The sequence below is a fragment of the Streptomyces sp. NPDC026522 genome (genome assembly GCF_055567555.1).
Map to the genome: position 1 here is coordinate 218,742 of NZ_JBVHQF010000008.1, position 23,825 is coordinate 242,566.

The 23,825-nt window shown below is 72.8% G+C and carries 23 protein-coding genes; 6 read left to right on the top strand and 17 right to left on the bottom strand.

Features of this window, described 5'->3' with window-relative positions; all coding sequences use genetic code 11:
• Window positions 1-6: 6 nt before the first annotated feature.
• Together ACZ4M3_RS22085 and ACZ4M3_RS22090 are read right to left on the bottom strand one after the other, a co-directional pair.
• The gene (locus ACZ4M3_RS22085) at window positions 7-1,794 is read right to left on the bottom strand and encodes an N-acetylglutaminylglutamine amidotransferase (protein ID WP_467735104.1); all 1,788 of its coding nucleotides are present in this window, start codon (window positions 1,792-1,794) and stop codon (window positions 7-9) included.
• A 291-nt stretch (window positions 1,795-2,085) separates the two neighbouring features.
• The gene (locus ACZ4M3_RS22090) at window positions 2,086-2,454 is read right to left on the bottom strand and encodes a VOC family protein (protein WP_467735105.1); all 369 of its coding nucleotides are present in this window, start codon (window positions 2,452-2,454) and stop codon (window positions 2,086-2,088) included.
• A 354-nt stretch (window positions 2,455-2,808) separates the two neighbouring features.
• On the opposite strand from ACZ4M3_RS22090, the gene ACZ4M3_RS22095 reads away from it, so the two are divergent.
• The gene (locus ACZ4M3_RS22095; protein WP_467735107.1) at window positions 2,809-3,660 is read left to right on the top strand and encodes an SAM-dependent methyltransferase; all 852 of its coding nucleotides are present in this window, start codon (window positions 2,809-2,811) and stop codon (window positions 3,658-3,660) included.
• Window positions 3,657-4,754, top strand: a complete 1,098-nt coding sequence (locus tag ACZ4M3_RS22100; protein ID WP_467735109.1) for a terpene synthase family protein — start codon at window positions 3,657-3,659, stop codon at window positions 4,752-4,754. The genes ACZ4M3_RS22095 and ACZ4M3_RS22100 overlap by 4 nt, the downstream gene beginning before the upstream one ends.
• A gap of 64 nt (window positions 4,755-4,818) precedes the next feature.
• On the opposite strand, the gene ACZ4M3_RS22105 is transcribed toward ACZ4M3_RS22100, so the two are convergent.
• The 11 genes from ACZ4M3_RS22105 to ACZ4M3_RS22155 form a co-directional block, all read right to left on the bottom strand.
• A complete protein-coding gene (locus tag ACZ4M3_RS22105) occupies window positions 4,819-6,210 on the bottom strand; it encodes a cytochrome P450 (protein WP_467735111.1) in 1,392 nt (463 codons plus the stop codon).
• Window positions 6,207-6,827 (bottom strand): GTP-binding protein, encoded by a 621-nt coding sequence (locus ACZ4M3_RS22110; protein WP_467735113.1) that lies wholly within the window; start codon window positions 6,825-6,827, stop codon window positions 6,207-6,209. Before ACZ4M3_RS22110 ends, ACZ4M3_RS22105 begins: the two co-directional genes overlap by 4 nt.
• Window positions 6,808-7,167 carry a DUF742 domain-containing protein gene (locus tag ACZ4M3_RS22115; protein WP_467735115.1) on the bottom strand — a complete coding sequence of 120 codons (360 nt, stop codon included), beginning with the start codon at window positions 7,165-7,167 and terminating at the stop codon, window positions 6,808-6,810. Before ACZ4M3_RS22115 ends, ACZ4M3_RS22110 begins: the two co-directional genes overlap by 20 nt.
• Window positions 7,164-7,568: a roadblock/LC7 domain-containing protein gene (locus ACZ4M3_RS22120; protein ID WP_467735117.1), complete on the bottom strand. Its 405-nt coding sequence runs from the start codon at window positions 7,566-7,568 to the stop codon at window positions 7,164-7,166. The genes ACZ4M3_RS22115 and ACZ4M3_RS22120 overlap by 4 nt, the downstream gene beginning before the upstream one ends.
• A 6-nt stretch (window positions 7,569-7,574) precedes the next feature.
• Window positions 7,575-9,131, bottom strand: a complete 1,557-nt coding sequence (locus tag ACZ4M3_RS22125) for a sensor histidine kinase (RefSeq protein ID WP_467735119.1) — start codon at window positions 9,129-9,131, stop codon at window positions 7,575-7,577.
• Window positions 9,132-9,559: 428 nt separating this feature from the next.
• A complete protein-coding gene (locus ACZ4M3_RS22130) occupies window positions 9,560-10,036 on the bottom strand; it encodes an MSMEG_6728 family protein (RefSeq protein WP_467735121.1) in 477 nt (158 codons plus the stop codon).
• 9 nt (window positions 10,037-10,045) lie between these two features.
• The gene (gene proP, locus ACZ4M3_RS22135; RefSeq protein WP_467735123.1) at window positions 10,046-11,566 is read right to left on the bottom strand and encodes a glycine betaine/L-proline transporter ProP; all 1,521 of its coding nucleotides are present in this window, start codon (window positions 11,564-11,566) and stop codon (window positions 10,046-10,048) included.
• A gap of 176 nt (window positions 11,567-11,742) precedes the next feature.
• Window positions 11,743-13,029, bottom strand: a complete 1,287-nt coding sequence (locus ACZ4M3_RS22140; protein WP_467735124.1) for a tachylectin-related carbohydrate-binding protein — start codon at window positions 13,027-13,029, stop codon at window positions 11,743-11,745.
• 77 nt (window positions 13,030-13,106) lie between these two features.
• Window positions 13,107-13,556, bottom strand: coding sequence for a peptidase inhibitor family I36 protein (locus ACZ4M3_RS22145; RefSeq protein ID WP_467735126.1), 450 nt, complete (start codon window positions 13,554-13,556; stop codon window positions 13,107-13,109).
• 154 nt (window positions 13,557-13,710) lie between these two features.
• Entirely contained in the window at window positions 13,711-14,706 is a 996-nt protein-coding gene (locus ACZ4M3_RS22150; protein WP_467735128.1) for an ArsR/SmtB family transcription factor, read from the bottom strand.
• A gap of 197 nt (window positions 14,707-14,903) precedes the next feature.
• Window positions 14,904-16,136: a serine hydrolase domain-containing protein gene (locus ACZ4M3_RS22155; RefSeq protein ID WP_467735130.1), complete on the bottom strand. Its 1,233-nt coding sequence runs from the start codon at window positions 16,134-16,136 to the stop codon at window positions 14,904-14,906.
• Window positions 16,137-16,257: 121 nt separating this feature from the next.
• On the opposite strand from ACZ4M3_RS22155, the gene ACZ4M3_RS22160 reads away from it, so the two are divergent.
• From ACZ4M3_RS22160 to ACZ4M3_RS22170, 3 genes are all read left to right on the top strand, one after another.
• Window positions 16,258-16,950: a spermine/spermidine synthase domain-containing protein gene (locus ACZ4M3_RS22160; protein ID WP_467735132.1), complete on the top strand. Its 693-nt coding sequence runs from the start codon at window positions 16,258-16,260 to the stop codon at window positions 16,948-16,950.
• Between the two features lie 188 nt (window positions 16,951-17,138).
• Complete coding sequence (locus ACZ4M3_RS22165) at window positions 17,139-17,327, top strand: antitoxin (protein WP_467735134.1); 189 nt, start codon at window positions 17,139-17,141, stop codon at window positions 17,325-17,327.
• 85 nt (window positions 17,328-17,412) lie between these two features.
• Window positions 17,413-18,624, top strand: a complete 1,212-nt coding sequence (locus ACZ4M3_RS22170) for a glycosyltransferase 87 family protein (protein ID WP_467735136.1) — start codon at window positions 17,413-17,415, stop codon at window positions 18,622-18,624.
• Between the two features lie 45 nt (window positions 18,625-18,669).
• Here ACZ4M3_RS22170 and ACZ4M3_RS22175 read toward each other — a convergent pair whose 3' ends face one another.
• Entirely contained in the window at window positions 18,670-18,993 is a 324-nt protein-coding gene (locus ACZ4M3_RS22175) for a nuclear transport factor 2 family protein (RefSeq protein ID WP_467735137.1), read from the bottom strand.
• 139 nt (window positions 18,994-19,132) lie between these two features.
• On the opposite strand from ACZ4M3_RS22175, the gene ACZ4M3_RS22180 reads away from it, so the two are divergent.
• Window positions 19,133-20,113, top strand: a complete 981-nt coding sequence (locus ACZ4M3_RS22180) for a TAXI family TRAP transporter solute-binding subunit (protein WP_467735139.1) — start codon at window positions 19,133-19,135, stop codon at window positions 20,111-20,113.
• 5 nt (window positions 20,114-20,118) lie between these two features.
• Here ACZ4M3_RS22180 and ACZ4M3_RS22185 read toward each other — a convergent pair whose 3' ends face one another.
• The 3 genes from ACZ4M3_RS22185 to ACZ4M3_RS22195 form a co-directional block, all read right to left on the bottom strand.
• Window positions 20,119-21,498 carry a HAMP domain-containing sensor histidine kinase gene (locus tag ACZ4M3_RS22185; protein ID WP_467735141.1) on the bottom strand — a complete coding sequence of 460 codons (1,380 nt, stop codon included), beginning with the start codon at window positions 21,496-21,498 and terminating at the stop codon, window positions 20,119-20,121.
• Entirely contained in the window at window positions 21,495-22,208 is a 714-nt protein-coding gene (locus ACZ4M3_RS22190; RefSeq protein WP_467735143.1) for a response regulator transcription factor, read from the bottom strand. Before ACZ4M3_RS22190 ends, ACZ4M3_RS22185 begins: the two co-directional genes overlap by 4 nt.
• A gap of 111 nt (window positions 22,209-22,319) precedes the next feature.
• The gene (locus ACZ4M3_RS22195) at window positions 22,320-23,741 is read right to left on the bottom strand and encodes an MFS transporter (RefSeq protein WP_467735145.1); all 1,422 of its coding nucleotides are present in this window, start codon (window positions 23,739-23,741) and stop codon (window positions 22,320-22,322) included.
• Window positions 23,742-23,825 lie beyond the last annotated feature (84 nt).

The following is a 23,825-nucleotide window of genomic DNA, read 5'->3' on the forward strand; positions in this document are numbered from 1 at the left end:
CACCGTTCAGTGTGGGCCGATGCCGTGGGTCTGCAACCAGATCTCCAGCGAAGCCACCTGCCACAGGGTGCTGGCGCCGCGCTCGGTGCGGTGGCGGCCGGGTTCCGCGAGCAGCTCGGCGATCCGGCCCTGGTCGAAGAGAACGCGCCGCCGCGCTTCGGGGGCGGTCAGCGCCTCGCGCACCCGGCTGAGCACCGGCTCGGCCATGTGCCGGACGGCCGGCACGGGGAAGTATCCCTTGGGGCGGTCGACGACCTCGCGGGGCAGGATCCGCCGGCCGATGTCCTTGAGGACCGCCTTGCCGTCCTGCGCGAGCTTGAGCTCCGGCGGACAGGCCGCGGCCAGCTCGACCAGCTCGTGGTCGAGGAACGGCACCCGTGCCTCCAGGCCCCAGGCCATCGTCATGTTGTCGACCCGTTTGACCGGATCGTCGGGCATCAGCGCGTGCACGTCCAGGCGCAGGGCGGCGTCCAGTGCGCTCTGCGCACCGGGGGCCGCCATGTGGGCGCGGACGAAGTCCCGCGAGGCGTCGTGGGCGGTGGTCACGTCCGGGTGCAGGAGGGCGGCCACGCCGTCGTGCGAGCGGTCGAAGTAGACGTCCGCGTACGCGTCGGGCGCATCGGGGCGGGCGGCCGCGGCGATCGGCGGGTACCAGTGGTAGCCGGCGAACACCTCGTCCGCGCCCTGTCCGCACAGCACCACCTTCACGTCCTTGGCCACCTGCTCCGCCAGCAGGTGGAACGCCACGGCGTCGTGGCTGACCATCGGCTCGCTCATGGCGCCGATCGCCGCCTCCAGCGCGGCCGGGAGCCGGTCGGAGGGGATCATGTACTGGTGGTGGTCGGTGGAGAACCGCCGGGCGACCAGGTCCGAGTACCGGAACTCGTCGCCGTCCTGTCCGTTCTCCGACTCGAAGCCCATGGCGAAGGTCGCCGGACCGCTCCGGCCCTCCTCGGCCAGCAGGGCCACGATGAGGCTGGAGTCCAGTCCGCCGGAGAGCAGGACCCCGACCGGTACGTCGGCCACCGTGCGGCGCCGCACCGCCGTGCGCAGCGCGTCGTGGACGGCTTCGCGCCAGCTCTCCGGGTCGCTGCCGAGATCGGCGTGGCGGGTGTACGAGGGCTGCCAGTAGCAGTGGTCGCGGTGCGTGCCGTCCCGCTCGACCACGCGGACGGTGGCCGGGGGCAGCTTGCGCACGCCGGACAGCACGGTCCGGGGCGCCGGCACCGTGCCGTGCCAGCTCAGGTACTGGTGGAGCGCCACCGGGTCGAACGAGGTGTCCACGCCGCCGCCCGCCAGCAGGGCGGGCAGGGACGAGGCGAAGCGGAGCCGGTCGCCGTCCTGGGTGAGGTAGAGCGGCTTGATGCCGAGCCGGTCCCGGCCCAGCACCACGCGGCCGGTGTGGTGCTCCACCACCGCGAAGGCGAACATCCCCACCAGGTGCTCGGCGCAGCCGTGTCCCCACTGCGCGTAGGCCTTGAGGAGCACCTCGGTGTCGGACTCGGAGAAGAAGCGGTGTCCCAGTCCTTCGAGCCGTTCGCGCAGCTCACGGTAGTTGTAGACGCAGCCGTTGAAGGCGCCGGTGATACCCAGGTGCGGGTCGGTCATCGGCTGGGCGCCGTGCTCCGAAAGGTCGATGATCTTCAGTCGGCGGTGGCCCAGGGCCACCGGGCCCTGGGACCACAGGCCTCTGCCGTCCGGGCCGCGGTCCTCCATTTCATCGGTCATGCGTTCGACGGCGGCGAGGTCCGGCCGCCTGCCGTCGAATCGCACTTCCCCGCTCAGGCCACACATGTGACACCCCCCGCTCGACTCGCGCCTCGGGGCCGCCGCATCACCGCGGCCGCCCGGCTGCCCGGGGTCCCGGCCACCTCCACCATGTACGTTCACTCCCGCTGCCCGGCCGCCCCGCGCCACACGACCCGGGCCGAACAGGCGATCGACATGTCAGGCGCCTGCCCATCCGCGCGGAGCTTAAGCCGGTGATCGGTCCGGCCGCGGGCAGAGCGGCGGGCGCCGGGCGGAGCAGCTGGCCGCAGGCCCGGGGCCGAGCCCGGGATCAGGGCCCGGGATCAGGGCCCGGGATCAGGGCCCGGTCAGGCAGAAGGGATGCCCGGCCGGATCCAGCAGGACCCGCCACTTGCCGTCGTCCGGTTGACACCCCGGCTTCGTGGCGCCCCAGCTCAGCAGCAGGGCCTCGGCCCGGTCCAGGTCCTCCACCCGGAAGTCGAGGTGGATCTGCTGGGGCACCTCCTGGCCGGGCCAGCGGGGGGCCAGGTAGCCGTCGACGCGCTGGAAGCCGAGGAAGAGCCCGTCCTCACGGGTGAGGCCGGCGAAGTCCGCGCCGGACCTCTCGTGCGGCTCGAACCCGGTCGCCCGCTGGTAGAACGCGGCCAGCGCTTCGGGATCCGCGCAGTCCAGGGTGATCGCGACCGGCTTCATCAGCGGGGGCATGGCAACTCCGTCATCGGGGAGGCCCGTGGAGCGGTCACGGTCCGCGGGACGGCCGGGTTCCACGGGCTTGATCACCCGGCAGCCTAGACGGCCCCCGAGTGAATACCACGCCGGGGGTGGTCCGGTCGGCGGGTGCGTAGATCTGACGATCTTTGCTACGGAGTGGGCTGACGGGAGGCCCGCGAAGTGCCACGATGATCCGTGCTTCAACAGTGTGCCGGTCGGGACGCGGTGAGAGCGGCGGCAGCGCGTCCCGGAGACCAGCCCTACCCACGAAAGGGCGGACGTCCCATGCGCGTTACACCCCTCGTATCGTCCTTAGGCAGCGACCGGGGCTCATCCGCGGACGATCAGGTGCGGCTCTACTACAGCGGCAAGACCAAGGACATCCTCCAGAAGTACGGCCCGGGCCCCCGCGTGCACTTCCATGTCGGGCTGTTCCCCGACGGGTCCCCGCCCCATACCACCGTCTCCCAGAGCGCGTTGCAGCAGCACCTCCGCGACGCGCAGGAGCGGATAGTCGAGCACGCGGCCCGGTCCTGGGGCGCGTACGAGGCCCCGCCGCGGCAGGTGCTGGACATCGGCTGCGGCCTCGGCGGCACCTCCCTCTACTGGGCGCAGGAGCACGGCGCCACGGTCACCGGCCTCACCGTCGCCGCGGAACACGTCCCGATCGTCAGGCACTTCGCCGGTCAGGCGGGGGTCGGGCGGCGGGTGGACCCCGTACTGGCCGATGTGCACGACCTGCGCGACACCCGCGCGTACGACGCGGTCTACGCCAACGAAAGCAGCGGGTACACCGACCGGAAGCGGCTCTTCGAGGTCGTCGCCAGGGCGCTCCGGCCGGGGGGCTGGTTCGGCATCCAGGAGCATTTCGTCTGCCGCTCCGAGTGGCTCGAATTCATCGACGACTACTACAGAACGCGGCTGGGTACGCACGCGGAGTACCTTTCGGCGGCGGGGGCGGCCGGCTTCGAGCTGGTGCAGGACGAGGACGTGACGGACTCCGTCGCGGAGTTCTGGGTGCAGTCCATGGCGTGGAACACCGCCGAGCTCGACCGGCTCCGCGCGGGCGGCGAGCCGACCGCCTGGAGCGGTGAGCGGCTCCAGCAGTCGACGATCACGCACAGCAAGTTCTTCCGGCTGTGGCGTGACCACGCGGTGGAGACGCGGCTGATGCGGTTCCGCATCGGGGGCGGCAGATGACGGCGCGGCCGCGTCCCTCGCGGCTCGGTGCCCAACTTCCGCCGTTCTACTGCCCCCTGCCGCGGGACCTCGTCCACCCCGAGGCCAAGCAGGTGGAGGCCAGGGCGGTCGAGTGGGTGGACTCCTTCGGCCTGTACCCCGACCCGGTCGAGCGGGCGTGGGGGCTCGCCACCCACAGTGCCGACTTCACCTGCCGCATCATCCCCGAGGGGGAGGTGGAGGCACTGCTGCTGTTCGCGGAGTGGAACTACTGGGCGAACGCCGTGGACGACTGGCAGGACTCGGGTTCCTCGGAGGTGGGGACGGGCGCCGTGGTCGAACACGGTGTACGGCTGCTGCGGACCATCGAGAACCCGGAGGTGTCGCTGCTGCCCGACGGTCCCATGACCCGCGCACTGGTGGACCTGGTGAGCCGTACTCATGCCATGCTCAGCCCCTTCGAGCTGCGCAGGTTCATCGAGGGGACCCGGGACTGGCTGCTCGGCGCGGCCTGGCGGGCCGCGCGGGCCGAGGCGGGGGGCATGCCGGGGCTGAACGACTTCGCCGCCATGGGACCGCTGGCGAACGGTACGCGCTTCTCGCTGACGTGGTCCGACGTGGCGCGGGGGGACCGGTTGCCGGCCGACGTGCTCAACTCCCCCGCCCTGACGGCGCTCACCGACGCGGCGGGGTTCATCGTCAGCGCGGACAACGACCTGTTCTCCTACGACAAGGACGACCACCTGGAACCGCGGGAAGTGAACCTCGTCAACGTCCTCGCCCATCAGGAAGGCTGCTCCCCCGCCGAGGCGGTACCGCTCGCAGTGGCCCTGCGCGACCGGGTGATGGTCCTCTTCTGCACGCTGCGGGCGCAGCTCTCGGCCGGGGCCGACCCGCAACTGAGCCGCCACCTGACGGCGTTGGGGCACTACGTGGCCGGCTGCATCGCCTGGCAGAGCCGGGCGCCCCGGTACGCGAGTCCGCGCAACCGGTACGGACTGCCGTCCCGAGATGCCGGTTTCGCGATCCGGTACGCGGACGCGCCCAGCACCCCGGCGGCCGGTCCGCCGGACCTGCCGGCCATCGCCGCCTGGTGGCGGTGGGTGCGCCGCTGAGCGGTGCCCGAGGGGCCCCCGGCCGGTGCGGCCGGGGGCCCCTGGGGCGCGGGACGCCGGCGGCTCAGCGGCGGCCGAACAGCCGGCGCCACCAGCTGACGCCCCGCCGGTGGCCGGCGGTCGCGGGGGGAGCCGTCGGCTGCGGCGGGATCAGGACGTGCGGCGGGTGCTCGGACGCCTGCTCGGTATGGGGCCCGGCGTTGTCGACCGAGCGCGCGGTGAACCGTACCGGCAGCGACAGCAGGTGGCGGGACATGAGGGTGCCGCGCCACCGCAGCTCGCCCGGGTCGACCGCCAGCTGGAGGTCGGGCAGCCGGTCCAGCAGGACTTCGATCCCGGTGTCGGCGATGGCGCGGCCGATGTCCTGGCCGGGGCATTCGTGCGGGCCGCTGCTGAACGCCAGGTGGGAGCGGTTGCCGTGGACGGAGACGCTCGGATCGGGCCGGATCTGCGGATCGACGTTGCCCGCGGCCAGGCCGAGCAGCAGCATGTCGCCCGCCTTCACCTGCCGGCCGCCGAGCACGGTGTCCCCGGTGGCCCAGCGCCCGATGATGGTGTTGATCGGCGGGTCGTCCCAGAGGACCTGCTCCAGGGCGTCGGGCAGGGTCATGTGCCCGCCGGAGAGGCTCGCCCGGAAGCGCGGGTCGGTCAGTACGGTCCGCAGCGTGTTGGCGATCAGGTTGGCGGTGGTCTCGTACGCCGCGATCAGCACCACGCGCAGGTGCATCAGCACTTCGGTGTCGCTCAGGTCCGCGGGGTGCTCCAGCAGCCAGGAGGCGAGGTCGTAGGCGGGCTTGACCTTGCGGTCCATGACCAGTTGTTCCAGCGTCAAGGTGACGTAGCGGTCGCTCTGCAGGGCCGTCTCCGTCCCCTGGAGCATGTCGCGTGCCGCGTTGACCAGCCGGGGCCCGTGTTCGTCGGGAGCCCCGACGAGCTGGGTCATGACCAGCATGGGGAGCTGGTCGGAGAACGAGGACACCAGGTCGGCGTAGCCGTCGCCGGCGATCCGGTCGACGAGCTGGTTGGCGAAGCGGGTGACGTAGCGGCGGATCCCGCGCTTGTCGAAGCGCTCCAGGGACTCCACGACGGCCCCGCGCAGCCGCTCGTGCACGGGCCCGTCGGTGAAGTTGCACACCGGCACCCAGGAGACCATGGGACCGAGCGGGGTGTCGGCCGGAACGCGGCCCTCCTTCAAGTCGCGCCAGCCCCGCGGGTCGCGGGCGAACCGCGACGGGGTGCGCGCCACGTCCAGGTTCTCCCGGTGGCCGAGCACCAGCCAGGCCGGGAGGTCCCCGCTCACCAGCACGGGCGCCACCGGCCCGTACTGGGCCCGCAGCTTCTCGTACAGCCCCAGGGGGTCGGCCTGGGCCTCCGGGCCGTGGAGGCGGTACAGGGCGCCCCCGGCGCCCGCCGCGTGGGCGGGGCACTCGGGCGGAGGGGTGGGATGGGTACTCACATTGCCTCCTGGGTCGCTGCCTGGGAGTGCAGGTAGCGCATGAGGGTCAGCAGGACGTCGCGGGACGAGTCCCGCCGTCTGGCGTCGCAGACGAGGATCGGGACGGCGCGGGGCAGGTCGAGGGCCTGGCGCAGTTCTTCCAGCGGGTGCTCCGGGGCGTCGGGGAAGGAGTTGACGGCCACCACGAAGGGGACGCCGCGTTCCTCCAGCCGTCCGATGACGTCGAAGCTGGTCTCCAGCCGCCGGGTGTCGAGGAGTACGACCGCTCCGAGCGCGCCCTCGAAGAGACCGCGCCACAGGAACCAGAATCGTTCCTGGCCGGGTGTGCCGAAGAGGTACATCACGAGTTCGTCGTTGATGCTGATGCGGCCGAAGTCCATGGCCACGGTCGTGGTGGTCTTGCGCGCCACCCCCCGGGTGTCGTCGACGCCGATGCCCGCCTTGGTCATGGTCTCCTCGGTGGTCAGCGGTTTGATCTCGCTGACGGCCCCGACCATGGTCGTCTTGCCCACGCCGAAACCACCGACGATGACGATCTTGACGGCGGCCGCGGCCGTCTGGGGGAGTATGTCCGCGGGGCGCGGCCCGCGGGGCGGGTCAGAGCTTTTGAAGTCCATCGATCACTGCCTCGATCAGAGCAAGGTCGGGTAGCTGGGCGGCGGGAACGGGCGGCCGTACGTGCACGCGCCGAGCGGCCATCAGGTCCCCGACCAGTACGGTGACGGCGCTCACGGGCAGACCGGCGTACGCGCCGATCTCGGCCACCGACAGCGGTGCCTGGCACATCCGCAGGATCGTCGCGTGCTCGGGCTGCATCTCGGGCATGGCGGGCGCTCGGGCCACCACCAGGGTCACGAGGTCGAGCTGGACGGCGGTGGACGGCCCGCTGCGGCCGCCGGTGATGACGTAGAGCCGTTCGGGACTGCTGTCCTCCCAGCTTGCGGGTGGCTCACTCACGCGGGCTGCCCGTCATGTCGGGGCGGACTGCTCAGGTGCTCCCTCATCCGGCCCACGAGGTTGCGCATCTGAGCACCCATCAGCCCCGCGTCCACGCCCTCGTCGGCGAGGACCGCCAGGTAGGAGCCGTCGCCGGCGGCCATCAGGTAGAAGAACCCGCCGTCCATCTCGATCACGACCAGGCGCATTCTGCCTTCGGAGTGCGGCAGTTCGGAGGCCACCGCTCCGGCGAGGCTCTGCAGGCCGGCACAGGCTGCCGCCAGCCGGTCGGCCGTGTCGGTCTCCGCCCCGTACTGCGCCACGCAGAGCCCGTCCGCGGACAGTACGATCACGTGCCGCGTCTGCGGCACTCCGGCGGCCAGGTCCTTGAGCATCCAGTCCATACTGCTTCGCTGAGTCATCACTGTTCATGCCCCTTTGGTCGCTGAGCCCGACGCGTCCTGGGCGTCCTGGGCGTCTTGGCCGGTCGCGCCGGACAGTCCGCTGTGGAATGCCTCCAGCCACATGCCGGGGCCGGGGTCCTCCGCCGAGTGCGGCTCCGCCGCCGGCGGGATGTCGGAGAAGACGGCACGGTCCTTGCGGCGGCGCTGCGGCAGGCCCGTCGCGGTACGTCCGACGGCGGCGCCGTCCGCGGCGGGGGCCGGCCCCGGCACGGCAGCCGGCGCCCGCCGCGGCGCCGGGGCCGCCGCCGGCCTGGGCGCCGACGCGGCGGTGGACGGGCGGTCGACCGGGTGCTCGCGCGGTGTGGCGGGTACCGCCCTGGGCCCGGAGGAGGAACCGATGCCGTGGGCGAGGCCGGTCGCGGCGGCCGCCGTGGTGATCAGGTGCTGCGGGACGATGACCACGGCGCGGACGCCGCCGTACGCGGAGGAGCGCAGGGACACCTGGAACCCGTACGCCTGCGCCAGCCGGCCGACGACCGCGAGGCCCAGCCTGGGCGTCTCGCCGAGGTCGTTGAGGTCGATCCCGGACTGCGCCTGCGCGAGCATCCGCTCGGCGCGCCTGCGGGCCTCCTCGCTCATGCTGAGGCCGCCGTCCTCGATCTCCACGGCGATGCCCGACTGCACCTCGGCGGCGGTGAGGTGGACCCGGGTGTGCGGCGGGGAGTACCGGGTGGCGTTGTCCAGCAACTCCGCCAGGGTGTGGATCAGGGGCTCCACGATCGGGCCGACGACGGCGACCTCGGTGACCGAGTGGAGCTCCACCCGCTGGTAGTCGATGATCCGCGACATCGCGCCGCGCAGCACGCTGTAGAGGGTCACGGCCCGGCTCCACTGGCGGCCGGGGCGCGCCCCGCCGAGGACCGAGATCGAGTCGGCGAGCCGACCGATCAGGGCGGTGCCGTGGTCCAGGCGCAACAGGTCGCCGAACACGTCCGGGTCGCGGCCGTGCCGGTCCTCCATCTCGCGCATTTCCTGCGCCTGCTGGTGGACGATCGCCTGCACGCGGCGCGCGATGTTCACGAAGGCCCGCTGCGCCGAGACGCGCAGGTTCTCCTCGTTGTCGACCGTGTCGATGACGTAGGCCAGCACGCTTTGCAGGGCGGCTCTGAAACGCGGTGTCAGCGCGGTGTCGTTGCCCCAGCGGTTGCCCGGGCCGCCGCGGCCGCCCAGGGCGGTCAGCACCTCTTCGGGCAGCTCGCCCTTGCGCAGTCGCCCGATGGCCTCGGCCAGCACCACCTCGGCCAGGCGGACCGCTTCGGTCTCCTGCCGGACCAGTGCGTGGCGCAGAGCCGCGATCTCGGAGCGGCGGGCGGTGAGCGCCCGGCCGCGCCGGAGCGCTTCGGCGAGGGCCGCGGCGGTGCCCGCGGCGCCCACGGCGATGCAGACGGTGCGGACCGGTTCCGAGGAGGAAACGAGCGCCCCGATGAGGCACACGGCGGCCACGGCCGCGATCGCGGGCAGCGTCCAGGTCGGGCCCGCGGCTGGGCGGGCGGCTTCGGGTGGAATGTCTTCTTGCGCCATCGGCGTCCTCGAACCATCGAAAGTGGGGATCTTATGACCGGTGGGCGGGAGCATAACTACGCCCAACTTCTCGCACGGGTGCTTTCGTTGGAGTTCATCGGACCGGAGGACCCAATACGCGCCATCCACCGGGCCGGATTCCGGCCGCACCGGTGTCCTGTTCATTGCGCTCGGCGCGATAAGCGGAGGTCGCAGGCATTCCGCCGGTTACACCGGCGAGGGAATTCGAACTCATATCCCGCTCGATTTCGGCCGCATTCCGTCGTCCCGATGTGGTATTCCGAACGGAAGTGCGCTATGGCCGGGGCGGAACGGCGCCCGGCGGGGGTTCATAAGACGGACGGCCGTCGGGCCGGCTGTCGAAGGTCCCGCGCTCGCCCATGACCTGGCCGGGCCGCCGGTGGGCTACGGATGCGGGCGGGCCGGCCTCACGGGCCGGGGCCCTGCCGGTCGGACGGCGGCCAGACGTACGGGAGGTCGTCGGGCACGCCGGGGAAGTGGCGGCGGTAGACCTCGGGGGCCTTGCGCAGCAACGCGGACTGATGGCTCCGGTGGAAGGCGGTGTCGCCGAGCCAGGGCGGCAGCTCGCCGACCGCCGCGAGCCGGCGCTGTGCGCGCGGAGCGGCCCCCGGGCGCCAGGCGAGGTAGCCGCCCATGAGCGTGCCCGCACACGTATCGGAGCGCCCCCCGGCGGTCCAGACGCCGCAGACATCGAGGCCGTACCGCACCAGGGCCTCTTCGTAGCCGGCCCACATCCGTACCGCGGGATGGCGACGCCACCCGTACCCGGGCACCGTGAGGCCCCGGAAGACCTGGAGCGCCTCGACGCGCTGTTTGCCCAGCCGCCTGGGGTCCAGTACGGCGGCCGATTCCAGGAATTGCGGATAGGGGAGGAACGTCTGCACGGGCTGCCCCTACTTCCCGTGGCCCCGGTGGGCCCACGGGTGCCGCAGCCGGATCCAGACGTCCCTGGCCTGGCGCCCGGCCGCCGAGCGGCTGCCGGCCACCAGTCGCTCCGCCTCGCCGGGCGTCTCGACCATCGGGCCGGAGCCGCGCAACGGTTTGCCCGCGGTCTCGTGCAGGAAGAGCGTCGAGACGAAGCCGACGGCGCCGGCGACCATGAGGTAGTACGCCGGGACCATGGTGTTGCCGGTCGCCTCCACGAGCGCCGAGGCGAACAGCGGGGTGGTCCCGCCGAACAGCGAGACGGAGATGTTGAAGGCGAGGGACAGCGCCCCGTACCGCAGCCTGGTGGGGAACAGGGCGGGCAGCGTGGACGCGGCCGTTCCGGCGAAGCAGACCAGCAGCAGGCCGAGGACGGCGCAGCCGATGGCGGGCAGCAGGATGCCGCCCTCGCGGATCAGCAGGAACGCCGGAACGGAGAACGCCACCAGGGCGACGCTGCCGGCCAGGAACACCGGCCGGCGGCCCCAGCGGTCCGACGACCGGCCCACGGTGGTGATGGTCAGTACCACCAGCAGCATGGTCGCGAGGACGAGCAGTTGCGCGGTGGTGTCGCTCTGGCCGAGCGTGACGGTCATGTAGGTCGGCAGGTACGAGGTCACCATGTAGTTCGTGACGTTGTACAGCAGCACCAGTCCCATGCAGATGAGTACGGCCTGCCAGTGCCCGGTGACGATCTCCTTGAGGCGTCCCTTGCCGGACTCGCGGGCGGCCTCGACGGGATCCTCGTCCCCCTCCTCGCCCTCCGCGCGGACGGACGCCGCGTAGGCGGCCTCCTTCTTGAAGGCCGGGGTCTCCTCCAGTTTCATCCGCATGTAGAGCCCGATCAGGCCCAGCGGGCCCGCCAGGAAGAACGGCAGGCGCCAGCCCCAGTCCTGCAGGCCCTGGGTGCCGAGAACCACGGTCAGCACGGTGACCAGGCCGGAGCCCAGGGCGTAGCCGACGAAGGTGCCGAAGTCGAGCCAGCTGCCGAGGAAGCCGCGGCGGCGGTCGGGGGCGTACTCGGCGATGTACGTGGTGGCGCCCGCGTACTCGCCGCCCGTCGAGAAGCCCTGGACCAGGCGGCAGACGAGGAGCAGCAGCGGCGCGACCACGCCGACGGCGGCGTACGTGGGCAGGAAGCCGACGGCGAAGGTGCTGGCCGCCATCATGATCATGGTGGCGGCCAGCACCTTCTGCCGTCCCACGCGGTCGCCGAGCGGCCCGAAGACCAGTCCGCCCAGGGGGCGGACCAGGAACGCGGCGGCGAAGGTGGCGAAGGCGGAGACGACCTGCACCCCGGGGGAGCTGTCGGGGAAGAAGACCTTGCCCATCGTCCCGGCGAGGTAGGCGTAGACGCCGAAGTCGAACCACTCCATGGTGTTGCCCAGGGCGGCGGCGGTCACGGCCCGCCGTACCTGCGGCCGGTCGGAGACGGTCACGTCCTCGCTGCGGATCGGCGTCTTGCGGCGGCGCAGGAGGGTACGCAGCATCCGGTCGGTCGCGGGGTGGCCGCCGCGGGGCAGCCTCCTCCCCCGTCCGCCCCCGGGCCTCTGCGCCGGTCCTGCCATGCTGTCAACCCTCCTGGCTGGTTCGCCGCTGTCCCGCCGGTCTCCGATTCTGTCGTCTTCGCCCGGGCGGGGCCTGCCGGCGGGGCCGAGCGGGTGACTCAGGTGATCTTGTCGTACCGGATGGCCGCGTAGGAGGAAGCGGGATGGCCGGCGATGCTGCCGCTGTAGACGTTCGCCGTCCCGTATTCCATGTCCACGGCCGGATTCGATTCGGAGTAGTAGGTGAAGGTGCCCGCCTCCTGGTCCTTCCAGCCGATGAACAGCACCGTGTGCTGCCCCGGGTAGTTCAGGGCGTCGCCGGGGCGCAGGGCGCTCTTGGGGATCGTGGAACTGACGTCGCTGAGGGTGGAGGTCGTCTTGGACGTGGTCAGGTGCCAGGCCATCGAGACGAAGCCGGAGCAGTCGGTGCGGTAGTAGTCGTCGCCGTTGATGTCGACGGCGGTGGCGCTCTGGCTGTAGGCCACGTCGCGCACGTACCAGTCCTTGCCGCGGACCAGGACTTCGCTGCGGCTGATGGGGCCGCCCTGGGTGGAGGCGGGCGGAGCCGTGGGTACGTAGGCGCAGTTGCCGGCCGAGGCGGAGAGCAGTTGCTGGGTCCAGCCCGATGCGTCGACGGGGTCGTCGGGGTGGTAGGTGATGTCCTCGCCGTCGCTGTCGAACGGGTCGGCGTCCTGGTACCAGTACATCCCGCCGTTGGTCCGGCCGTAGTAGAGGCCGCCACCGGGCGATACGAGGGAGTCGACGGCGGACCAGCCCGCCGGCCGGAGCACCGCGCGGTCCCAGTCGTTCACACCGTTGATCTTGTAACTGAGCAGCCGTCCGTCGGCGGTCGAGGCGATGATCCGGTCGTCGCCCGCGGCGGCGAGGGTCTTGAGGACGAAGCCGGTGTCGATGACCGCGTGCTGGCCGATGTGCGCGGGGCCCTGCGGCTTGTCCTGGGACACCACGTACTGGTGGAGTTGGCCGGCCACGGTTCCGTAGAGGTGGCCGTGACCGTCGTAGGTGAGCTTGTCGAACGTCCAGCCGCCGTCCCAGATCTTCTCGACGGCGGCCAGGGTGAGGGAGGTGGAGTTGGTCTGGACGTCGACGCGGTACAGGTTGCCCGCCGCGTCGGTGACCAGGACGGTGTTGAAGTTGAGCGTGGCCATCGCCCTGGGGGCGAAGCCGAGGTCGGGGCCGATCAGGGTGCGTATCCGGTCACCGGTGGCGGGGGCTATCGCCGTATAGGTGAGCCTTCCGTCGTCCAGGACCCCGTACACCGACACGTACCCGCTGCAGGACGCGGCGGCGTGGGCGGTGCCGGTGGAGACCGGCAGGAATCCCAAGGAGAGGGAGGCGGCGAGCACGGCGCCGGTGACGGACGTGCGTATGCGCGCGAGGTTCAAGGCGAGTTCTCCGTTCGGTTCGTCGAGGTGGGCGGGAGACCGGGCGCGGGCGGGTCGCCGGCGCCCGGTGCGCTCGTTCAGGAGCCCTTGTAGGAACCGATCGGGGTCGCTGTTCCGCAGGACGTGCCGCCCAGCTTCTGCACGGAGGAGATCTTGTCGTGGAGGCCGAACCAGTCCCCGAGCTTCGACACCGAATAGCCGGGGCGGACGCAGTACTTGGCGCCCTGGTCGTAGGCGTCGACGTAGACGTACCAGGACACGCTGTTGCGGTTCCACAAGGAGTCGAACCGGTCGTTGTCACCGCCGAGGGCGGGCGCGGAGGCCGGGTAGGCGGTGAAGATTCCGGCGTAGTTGTCGTCGGACCAGGCGCACAGGCGGTTGTCGGCGCACTGGGCGGTACTCGCCGACGCGGGTGCCTGAGCGGTCGCGAAGGCGATCGCCGCGGCGCCCAGGAGGACGGCGGCGCGCTCCCCCGCCCGGCGCGCGCGGGACTTCGTACGCCGTGGCGTCATCCCTGAAATTGCCATGTTCATGCTCTCATTCCCGTCGTGGATGTGCGGACGTGCGGATGTGGTGCCGCGCGCGGTCACGGGCCGGCGCCGTCACGCATCCTGCTGACGATCGGCTTCCGGCGGCCATGGCCTTAAGCCACCGCTTAAAAGGGGCGGCCGCCCGCCTGTGCTAACCCGTCCCGCCGAGCAACTCCCGTCCCAGGGCGGTCGCTACGTGCAGTACGGAGCCGCCCCGACGGCTCGTGGCGATGAGGCCCGCGCCGCGCAGGACGCCGGCGTGCTGACTCGCCGCGGCCGGGCTGATGCCGAGCCGCCGGGCGAGTTCGGTGGTGCCGCAGCCGTCGGCGAGGAGGCGCAGCGCGGCGGCCCGGGTCCGGCCCAGGAGGGCGCCCAGGGCCTCGTCGGCGGTCGGGCCGGCGCCGTCCTGCCACAGGGCGGAGCCGCTCGCCGGGTCGGTCACCGCCGGTACGGTCAGCCGGGGTACCGACGCGTCGTCGTACGGGTCGTAGAGCAGGCTGAGCTCGCGCCAGGAGAAGACCGTCGGCGCGAGGACGAGTCCCCGGCCGCCCAGCTGGACGTCGACGGAGCGGGGGTGACGCACCTCCAGCACCGGTGCGGTCCAGCGCACCAGCGGCGGGCACAGCGATGCGAGCAGGCCCTCGACGCCGGTCTCCAGGAAGGTACGGGCGTACTGCGCGCGTACCGCGTCGAGGCGGGAGCGTGCGGCCGCCCAGTACGGGCCGACGGTCACCCGGTGGCAGGCCGCGAGGGCCGCCGCCAGTTGCCGGCGCGCTTCGCCGTCCCCGTCGGCGACGGTCCTCGCCCAGGAGGAGTGGACCGGGCCGAAGCCGACCGGCTCCAGTTCACGGCGTACGCGGGCGCGCGGAGCCCGCAGCAGGGTGTCGACGGCCTGGTCGATGTCGGGCGAGTCCCCCGCCAGGGTCAGCAGGTCCAGCCCCGGGCCGCGGTCCGGCACGAGCACCGTGAGCGGCTTGCCGTCCTCGGGTAATCGCCCGGCCACCTTCGCCCGCCAGCGGTGGAAGGGCACCGCGAGGGAGCCTCTGCCCAGCATCTCCAGGCTGTAGTACGTCTCCGCCGCGGCGCCGATCGTGGGAGCCACTCGGGTGCGGGCGAGATCGTCCGCCGTGAAATGAATGCGCAGCACCACTGGCCCCACTGACCCCGGACCCCTACGGCGACGCGGGTGGGTCCGATGTCACTCGCGGCCGGCCGCTCGGGTGGCGGCGGAAGAGAGTCTGGGGCGCTCACCGGCGGCGCTTCAACGGCGTTTCCGGACCTTCTGCGCGACGGTGGCCGATGTCCCGATGAGGGCGGACACCGGCCACCGGGCGCAGTGGGCCGTCAGCCGGCCTTGGGCGCGGCCGGCTGGTGACCGGGATACACGTGCTGGGGGGTCACGATGCCGGTGACCGCCTTGCCGAAGAGCGTGCTCGGCTCCTGGCCGTTGTGCAGGATGTCCGTGTTGAGGACGATCACCATGGTCGCCTGCGCCTGGGGCAGGTAGACCACGAGGCACTCGTAGCCGGGGAGCGAGCCGTTGTGGCCGATCCAGCCCTGGACGTTGAAGACACCCAGCCCGTAGCCGTCGCCCGAGGCGTTGATCGGTCGGGTCTTCAGCCGCTCGGCCTGCGTCGCGGGCGTCAGCAGCGTGCCGGTGGCGACGGTGTGGGCCCAGCTGCGCAGGTCCTGCATGTCGGAGATCATCGCGCCGGCGGCCCAGGCCCAGGAGGGGTCCCAGTCGGTCGCGTTCTCGACCTTGCCCGTCGCCGTCTGGTTGGTGTAGCCCTGCGCGTGGGGGTCCGGGAACTCCGCGCCCGTGGGGAAGAGCGTGTGGTGCAGCCCCGCCGGCCCTACGACGTCGCGCATGACGACCTCGTGGAGCGGCCGGCCGGTGACCTTCTCGATCACCAGGCCGAGCAGGACCAGGTTGGTGTTGGAGTAGTCGAACTGGGCGTCCGGCTGGAACTGGATGCCGTGCTTGAAGCTGTAGCCGAGCAACTGCTGCGGGGTGAAGGGCTGGTCGGGGTGGGCCTCGAACGCCTTGTCGAAGTCCGGGTCTTCACTGTAGTTGAACAACCCGCTGCGCATGCCCGCCAGTTCGCGCAGCGTGATGTGGTCCCCGTTCGGCACGCCCTGGACGTACGTGCCGATGGGGTCGTCCAGGCCGGCCTTCCCCTGGTCGACCAGCCGGAGGAGGGCGGTGACCGTGAACGTCTTGGTTTCGCTGCCGATGCGGATGCGCAGCGCCGTCGTCATCGGGGCGCCGGTCGCCTCGTCCGCGACGCCGAAGGACTTCACGTAGCTGCCCTTGCCGGGCGCCCACAGCCCCACGGCCACGCCGGGCACCTGCGTCTGACGCTGGACGAGCCGGATGGCGGCGTCGAGTTCGGCGGCGACGGCCGGGGTGAGCTGTGCGAATTCCGTGTCCGGGGAAGGGGCTGCGGGGGCTGCGGGGGCGGACCGCGCCGGATCCGGCGCGCCGTGCGCGGGGCCGGCGGCAGCCGGAGCGATGAACAGACCTGCGGTGGCAGCGGCCACGCAGGCCCGGCGCAACCGAATGCGGTACGGCTTCACGGCGTGGCCTCCAGTATCCGAGGACCCGAGCAGGACCAGGGTAGGTCCGCCCCGTCCGGGCCGCCCGGCGAGCCGCCCGCCGGCCCGGAACACCGGTCGGCCGTGGTTCGTTGGGCCTCGCATGACCACACCTGTGACATCGGGAGCGGCCCGGACAGTGGACCGCCGGGAGGGCCGGTTCGGCGAGGTCGTACTGCGCCGGCGCGGAGCCGTGTACGAGATCATCGCCAACGGCTGCTTCCTCATGGACACCTCCGACGGGCGCTCGGAGCGGCTGCTCGTCGACGCCGCGTACCTGGCACTCGACCCGCCGCCCGGCAGCCCGCCGCCGGACCTGCTGATCGGGGGCCTGGGCGTCGGCTTCTCACTGGCGCACGCCGCAGCGCAGCCGCACTGGGGACGGATCGCCGTCGTCGAACGCGAAGAGGCGATCATCGAGTGGCACCGGACCGGGCCGCTCGGCTCGATCTCCGCCCGGTCCCTCGCCGACCCGCGGACGGCGATCGTGCACGCCGACCTCGTGGAGTACCTCGCGACGTCCGCCGACCGGTACGACGTGCTCTGCCTGGACATCGACAACGGCCCCGACTGGACGGTCGACGAGGAGAACCGGACGCTCTACTCCCCGGCCGGCCTCGCGTCATGCCGTGACCGGCTCAACCCCGGCGGAGTCCTGGCCGTATGGTCGGCACAGCACTCTCCCGCCTTCGAACACGCCCTGCGCGCGGCGGGTTTCACCGACGTCCGCACCCGGGAGGTGCCCGTCGCCCGAGGAGTCCCGGACGTGGTCCACCTGGCACGCGAACCCGGGTGAACCGTCACCCGGCGTGATCCGCTCCCGGCGCGGTCCGTAGGGTTCGCCGGGCCCGGCGAGCTTCTGGACCCGCTGGCCGCCGGGCCGGCGAAGGGCGCCCGGACGGGGCGCGGCGGCGCCCGGATGCGGATCGCGGGCCTCTGGAACATCCTGGGAGCGCTGGACAACGAGCCAAAAGGAGATCGGTCATGTCCGTGATGGACAAGCTCAAGCAGATGCTCAAGGGACATGAAGACAAGGCCGGCCAGGGCATCGACAAGGCCGGGGACTTCGTCGACGAGAAGACCGAGAACAAGTACCGCGCCCAAACCGACATGGCACAGGACCAGCTCAAGCGGCGCCTCGGCCCGGACGAGCCCCCGCCGCCCACCCGGTAACCGCCGGCGGTAGCCGCCGGAACGCCCGCGCCGGTGCGTCGCACGGTGCGGGCGTCGAGGCGTGGGACGCGAGATGATGGCCGGCATGACGAGTTGGCTGACGCGCCACGCCACGCTGATCCTGGCGTGCTCAGCGGTCGCACACCTGGTGGTCGCCTTCTGCACGGCCGACATGTTCGACCTCCGGGTGTACCGGGAGGGGGCGCCCGGCATCCTGACCGGCCACCTCTACGACTTCCGGCTGGCGCGCGCCGATCCGCAGGCCCTGCCGCTCCCCTTCACCTACCCGCCCTTCGCGGCCCTGCTGTTCCTGCCGCTGGCGTACCTGCCGTGGTGGCTGACGCAGGTGCTGTGGCAGTTGCTCTCGCTGGTCGCCGCCTGGTACCTGGTCCGTGGCTCGTTCGTACTGCTCGACCCGGGCAGAGCCGCGCAGCCCTCGCGGGTCTTCCTGTGGACGGCGCCGGTGCTGTGGCTGGAACCCGTGCTCCACGGGCTCTCGCTCGGCCAGATCAGCCTTCCGCTCGCCGCCCTGTCGCTGGCCGCCGCGCTGCGGCCGGCTCCCTTGGCGGCGGGCGCCGGAATCGGTCTCGCGGCCGGCATCAAGCTGACCCCGGCGGCCGGCGTCCTGTACCTGCTGGCGGCGGGCCGGCGCCGGGTCGCGGTGTGGGCGGCCGGCGCGTTCACGGCGACGGTCGCCCTGGCCGCCTTCGTGGCCCCGGCCCAGTCCTGGCGGTACTGGCGCCACATCATCGGCGACAGCGGGCGCATCGGGCCGATGGCCTCGGTGGAGAACCAGTCGCTGCGCGGCTGCCTGGCCCGGCTCCTCGGGCACGACGGCGGTGTCACGGGCCTGTGGTGGCCGGCCGCGGTGCTCCTCGCGGCGGCCGCGACGGCCCTCGCGCTGCGGGCCGCGATGCGGCGGGGCGACCGGCTGGCCATGATGCTGGCCGCCCAGTTCTTCGTCCTGCTGGCGAGCCCGATCTCGTGGAGCCACCACTGGGTGTGGGTGGTGCCGGCGCTGATCTGGCTGCGGTACGGCCCCCTGCGCGGTCGGCGCCTCAGCGCGGCGGCCGCCGCGGTCTGGATCCTGACGGCCGGCGCCTGGGTCGTCCCGGCACTCCACGCGGTGGCCCCGGCGGGCCGTCCCGTGCCCTGGCCCGTCGCGGTCGCCGCCTGCGCGTACCCGCTGGCGGCCGCCCTCACCCTGGCAGCCCTCGCGTCTTCCCGGCCGTCCGTCCCGGCCCCGCCGCCGGGCCCCTTCCCGGTGGCGGCCCGTACCGCCGCCCGCGGTCGCTGACCGGAACCGGCCCGGTCCACGCGCGGGTCCGGGGACGAGGTGCCGTCAGGCCTGGCCGGTCTCGAAACGGGCCACTTTGCCGCCCTGCACGGTGAACTGCCAGGCGGTGCGCATGCTGCCCCACGTGTCGTTGCGGAAGTCGGCCACCAAGCCGAGGCCGTCGTGGCTCTGGGTCTCGACGGCCATGTGGCCGCCGGAGCCGAAGATCTCCCGCTCGGTCCAGTCGGCGAGGTCACGGTCGCTGCCGTCGTCCGACATCGTGGCGCCCTGGGTCAGGGACGCGTGGAACGCCTGCCGGTCTCCGGCGTTCAGCGCCAGGACGAAGGCGCGCACCGCCGGTTCGGTCAACTGCTCTGGGGGGATGGCCATCACTGTTCTCCGTGTCTGTCTCGGGGCGGACACCGTGCTGGTATTGGACCCCACGGAGCGGTGCTCTTCGCGGTCCGCGGGGCGCGTGTCGGGGATCCGGACCGGTGGCGGTGGGCCGGGCACTGGCTACCCTCTTGGCGTGAGCAGTACAAAGTTGGACCGCCGGCGGATGCTGGTGGCGGGGCTCGGCGCCGTCGCCTCCGCCATGGCGGGCGGCTGCGCCGGATGCTCCGGGAGACCGGGTCCGACCACCCGGCTGCGGCTCGCGACGGGCCCCGAGGGAGGTCCGTACAACGCGTTCGGCCGGGCCCTCGCTCGGGCCGTCGCGGTGAGCGGCAGCCGCCTGCGGATCGTTCCCGTGAGCACCGCCGCCAGCGTGGACAACCTGCGCGAGCTGGACGCCGGGTCCGTCGATCTCGCGCTGGCCATGGCGGACGTGGCCGAGGACGCGGCGCTGGGGCGCGAGCCGTTCGCCCGCCCGGCCGCGGTGACGGCCCTGGCGCGGGTCTACGTGAACTACACGCACCTCCTCGTCCCGGCGCAGGGGCCGGTACGGTCGGTACGGGACCTGGCCGGACGTCCGGTCGCGGCGGGCGCGGCGGGCTCGGGCGTGCAGGTGGTGGCGGGGCGGGTACTGCGCGAAGCCGGGCTGGGCGACGGCCCCTCCCCCGCGCGCGAACGGCAACTGGGCCTCGCCGAGTCGGTGACGGCGCTGCGCGAGGAGACCGTCGACGCGCTGTTCTGGTCGGGGGGCGTGCCCACCCCGGCGCTGTCGGCGCTCTCGCACGAGCTGCCCCTGCGGTTCCTGCCGCTGGACGGGTACGTGGGGCCGCTCCGGGAGCGCTACGGGCCCGTGTACACGGCCGTCACGCTGCCGGCCGGTGCGTACGGGCTGGCGGAGCCCGTGGGCACGCTCGGGGTCGCCAACTACCTCCTGGCCCGTGCGGACGTACCGCAGGGCGCGGCGCGGGAGCTGCTGACGGTGGTGTTCGACCGGTGGAGCGACCTGCTGCGGGAGGTGACGGCCGGGGCCCGGCTGGAGCCCCGGTTCGCCATCTCGACCGGCCGCGTACCGCTCCACCGGGGTGCGGTCGCGTACTACCGGTCGGTGTACGGCTGAGGGGACTACGAGGGCGGCAGCCGCAGCTCGAAGGCCAGTCCGCGGGGCGTGTTCCCGCTGACGTCGAGCCGGCCGCCGCTGATCCGGGCGATCTCGTCCGCGATGGCCAGCCCCAGACCGCTGCCGGGGACGTTCTGGTGCTCGGGCGAGCGGCCGAAGCGCCGTAGCAGCACGGCCAGTTGCTCCTGCGGAACTCCCGGACCGTCGTCCGTGACCCGGACCACCGCCTGCCCGTCGTCGGCGTCCCGCACCGCGCCGACGACCACGCGGCCGCCGGGCGGGACGAACTTGACGGCGTTGTCGAGGAGGGCGTCCAGGATGCGGCCGGCGGCGTCGGGCAGGGCGGTGGCCCGCAGGTCCTCGGGGAGGCCGGAGGTGGTCAGCTCCAGTCCGGCGGCGCGGAACACCGGGGTCCAGGCCGTCACCCGTTCCCGTACCGCCCGCGACACGTCCTGGTCGCCCAGCTCGGCGGCGCCCGACTCCACCCGCGCCATCGCCAGCAGGCCGTCGAGCAGTTCCTCCAGCCGTTCCGCCTCGTCCAGGGCGCGGGCGTGCTCGGCGCGGCCGGGGCCGGGTGCGATGTGCGGTTCGACGTTCTCCAGCTGGAGCACGAGGGTGGCGAGCGGATTGCGCAGCTGGTGGGAGGCGTCGGCGACGAAGTCGCGCTGGCGGCCGATGGCGTCGGCCATGGCCTGCGCCATGGTGTTGAAGTGCTGCCGCAGGCGGCGCAGTTCGGGCGGGCCGGTGTAGGAGACGGCGCGTGCCTGGAGGCGTCCCGCGGTCAGCCCTGCCACCGCCCGGTCCAGGTCGAGGACCGGACGCATCAGCCAGCGCGCGGTTCCCGCCGCGACGAGCGCGGCCGCCGCGAAGGCGGCGAGCGCCCCGGCGGCGATCAGCGACCAGCGGACCGTCACGTCCCGGCGGGCCGCCCCCGTGGGTACGGACATCAGGACCGCTCCGCTGACCCGCTCGTCGCGGCCCACCGGTTCGGCGACGACGACGCGCCGCGGACCCCACGGGCGCAGGGTGGGCAGCCGGTCGGTGGAGCGGCCGGTCAGGGCCCGGCGGCGGGCGTCCGCCGTCTCGGCGGACGAGGCGGGCGAGACGGGTCCGGCCTGTGCGAGCGGGCGTCCCGCCGGGTCGACGACGAGCACCCCGGCGCCGTACAGCTGCGCGTACCGGCCGATTTCGGCGGACAGCTCCGACCGGTCGGCGCCGGTGCGCATCCGGTCGGCGAGGTCGGCGAACCGCACCGCCTCCGAACGCCGTTGCAGGAGCAGGTGCTCGGTCCGGCCGCGCGCGTACGCGTCGGCGAGGGGGAGGCAGAGCAGCAGCGCGGCGGTGCCCATGAGCACCGTCAGTACCGCGAGGAGCCGGCGTCTCACCGCCCCGCGTCCGCTTCGTCGCGTACGGCGGGTGAACCGAGTTGGTAGCCGAACCCGCGGACGGTGCGCACCAGGGCGGAGCGGCGCGTCTTGGCGCGGATGCCGGCCACGTGGACGTCCAGTGAGCGGGAGGCGCCGAGGAAGGCGTCGCCCCAGATCCGGTCCAGGATCTCCTCGCGGGAGTGGACCTCGTCGGGGCGGGCGGCAAGGAAGGCGAGGACGTCGAACTCGCGTCGGGTCAGGCGCACTTCCCGGCCCGCGACGGTGACCGTGCGGCCCGCGAGGTCGACTTCGACGTCTCCGCTGCGTACCGACCGGTCGCCCTCGGAGGCACCGGCCGCCGAACGGCCCGCCGGGGTACCCGTCCGGCGGCGCACGGTGTCGATGCGGGCGATCAACTCGGCCATCCGGAACGGTTTGACGACGTAGTCGTCCGCGCCGGCCCGCAGGCCCTGCACGATGTCGCGCTCTTCGCAGCGCGCGGTCACGACGATCAGCGGCGCATCGCAGACGGTACGCAGCCGGCGCAGCAGTTCCAGGCCGTCCAGGTCGGGCAGACCCAGGTCGAGCAGGACGAAGTCGGCCTCGTGGACGTGCCGCAGGGCGTCCAGGGCGCGGCCGGCCCGGCGGACCGTGTGGCCGCGCTGGGCGAGCGCGGTGCCGAGGGCCTGGGCCATGCGGTCGTCGTCCTCGACCAGAAGGGCGTGCACCGGCAGTCCTCCTCGTCAGGCGTACGGGCCCGGGAGCCGGGCCTCCCCGCCCGACCGGTCGGCCCGGTGCAGCAGCTTACGTGAACTGCCGCCCCGGGCCGTCCGCGCAGCTCAGCGGGCGCTCTCGCGGGCGCCGGCGGCCGGCTGCCCCGCGCGGTCGGTGCGGCCGTCGGCCGCCGTCTCCGCCGCTGCTTCCGCTTCCGCCTCCGCTTCCGAGCGGCTGAGCGCGGCGCGGCGGGTGTCGGGCATCAGGACGTAGGTCACGAGGGAGACGAGCGCACAGCCGGAGACGTACCAGAAGAACAGCTTCTCGTGGCCGGCGTCCTTGAACCACAGCGCCACGTACTCGGCCGTGCCGCCGAAGAGGGCATTGGCGACGGCGTACGGCAGCGCCACGCCCAGCGCGCGCACCCGGGTCGGGAACAGCTCGGCCTTGACCGCCGCGTTGATGGAGGTGTAGCCGGTGACGATCACCAGGGCCAGCAGGGAGAGCCCCAGCGCGGACCAGTACGAGGACGCCGACCCGAGGGCGGTCATGATCGGGTAGGTACCGACGGTGCACCCCACCGCGAAGGTGATCAGCAGCGGGCGGCGGCCGATCCGGTCGGACAGCATCCCCGCGAAGGGCTGGAGCACGGCGAAGAGGGCCAGGGCGGTGAAACTGACCAGGGTGGCGGTGGTCTTCGCCATCCCCGCGCTGCCGACCAGGTACTTGGTGAGGTAGGTGGTGTACGTGTAGTAGGCCACGGTTCCGCCGAGCGTGAGCGCCATGACCAGACCGGCTTGCCGCCTGTACTGCCACAGGGCCTTGAGGGTGCCGCGTGCGCTGTGGTCGGCTGCGGCGGGGCCGGAGGACTCCTCCCGGAACGCTTCGGTCTCCTGGAGCCGCCTGCGCAGCCAGAAGACGACCACCGCGAACAGGGCCCCGAAGACGAACGGGACGCGCCAGCCCCAGTCCTGGAGCTGCGCGGTGGTGAGCGTGTGCTGGAGGGTGATGAGGATGCCGAGTCCGAGCAGCTGACCGCAGGTCATCGACACGTACTGGAAGGACGAGCCGAGGCCCCGCCGGTCGCGGGCCGACGCCTCGGTGAGGTAGGTGGCGCTGGCCGCGTACTCACCGCCGATGCTCATGCCCTGGAGCAGCCGGGCGAGCAGCAGCACGAGCGCGCCCGCGTAGCCGGCCTGCCCGTACGTAGGGGCGACGGCGATGAGGAGGGCGGCCCCCGACATCATGGCGACGGTGAGGGTGAGTGCGCTCTTGCGGCCGCGCCGGTCGGCGGCACGGCCGAGGATCCAGCCGCCGACGGGGCGCATCAGGAAGCCGACCGCGAAGATGCCGGCCGTGTTCATCAGCTGTGTGGTCGGGTTGTCGCCGGGGAAGAACGAGTCGGCGAAGTAGATGGCGAAGCTCGCGTAGACGAACCAGTCGTACCACTCCACGAGGTTGCCGAGGGACCCGCCGACGAGGGCGAGACGGCGCTGCTTGCGGGCGTCACCGGGCCGCGCCGGCGGCAGGACGGCGGACGAGGACATGGCGGCTCCAGACGGACGTCCCCGAGGGGGAGGAGGAAGTGCCCAGAGCATGCGGCCGCCACGCGCACCGGGACAAGGAACGCC

Coding starts and splice junctions, on each gene's coding strand:
- ACZ4M3_RS22085 (WP_467735104.1), bottom strand. CDS start 1,794: ATGTGTGGCCTGAGCGGGGAAGTGCGATTCGACGGCAGGCGGCCGGAC.
- ACZ4M3_RS22090 (WP_467735105.1), bottom strand. CDS start 2,454: ATGCCCCCGCTGATGAAGCCGGTCGCGATCACCCTGGACTGCGCGGAT.
- ACZ4M3_RS22100 (WP_467735109.1), top strand. CDS start 3,657: ATGACGGCGCGGCCGCGTCCCTCGCGGCTCGGTGCCCAACTTCCGCCG.
- ACZ4M3_RS22110 (WP_467735113.1), bottom strand. CDS start 6,827: ATGGACTTCAAAAGCTCTGACCCGCCCCGCGGGCCGCGCCCCGCGGAC.
- ACZ4M3_RS22120 (WP_467735117.1), bottom strand. CDS start 7,568: ATGACTCAGCGAAGCAGTATGGACTGGATGCTCAAGGACCTGGCCGCC.
- ACZ4M3_RS22125 (WP_467735119.1), bottom strand. CDS start 9,131: ATGGCGCAAGAAGACATTCCACCCGAAGCCGCCCGCCCAGCCGCGGGC.
- proP (WP_467735123.1), bottom strand. CDS start 11,566: ATGCTGCGTACCCTCCTGCGCCGCCGCAAGACGCCGATCCGCAGCGAG.
- ACZ4M3_RS22145 (WP_467735126.1), bottom strand. CDS start 13,556: ATGGCAATTTCAGGGATGACGCCACGGCGTACGAAGTCCCGCGCGCGC.
- ACZ4M3_RS22160 (WP_467735132.1), top strand. CDS start 16,258: ATGACCACACCTGTGACATCGGGAGCGGCCCGGACAGTGGACCGCCGG.
- ACZ4M3_RS22165 (WP_467735134.1), top strand. CDS start 17,139: ATGTCCGTGATGGACAAGCTCAAGCAGATGCTCAAGGGACATGAAGAC.
- ACZ4M3_RS22170 (WP_467735136.1), top strand. CDS start 17,413: ATGACGAGTTGGCTGACGCGCCACGCCACGCTGATCCTGGCGTGCTCA.
- ACZ4M3_RS22175 (WP_467735137.1), bottom strand. CDS start 18,993: ATGGCCATCCCCCCAGAGCAGTTGACCGAACCGGCGGTGCGCGCCTTC.
- ACZ4M3_RS22195 (WP_467735145.1), bottom strand. CDS start 23,741: ATGTCCTCGTCCGCCGTCCTGCCGCCGGCGCGGCCCGGTGACGCCCGC.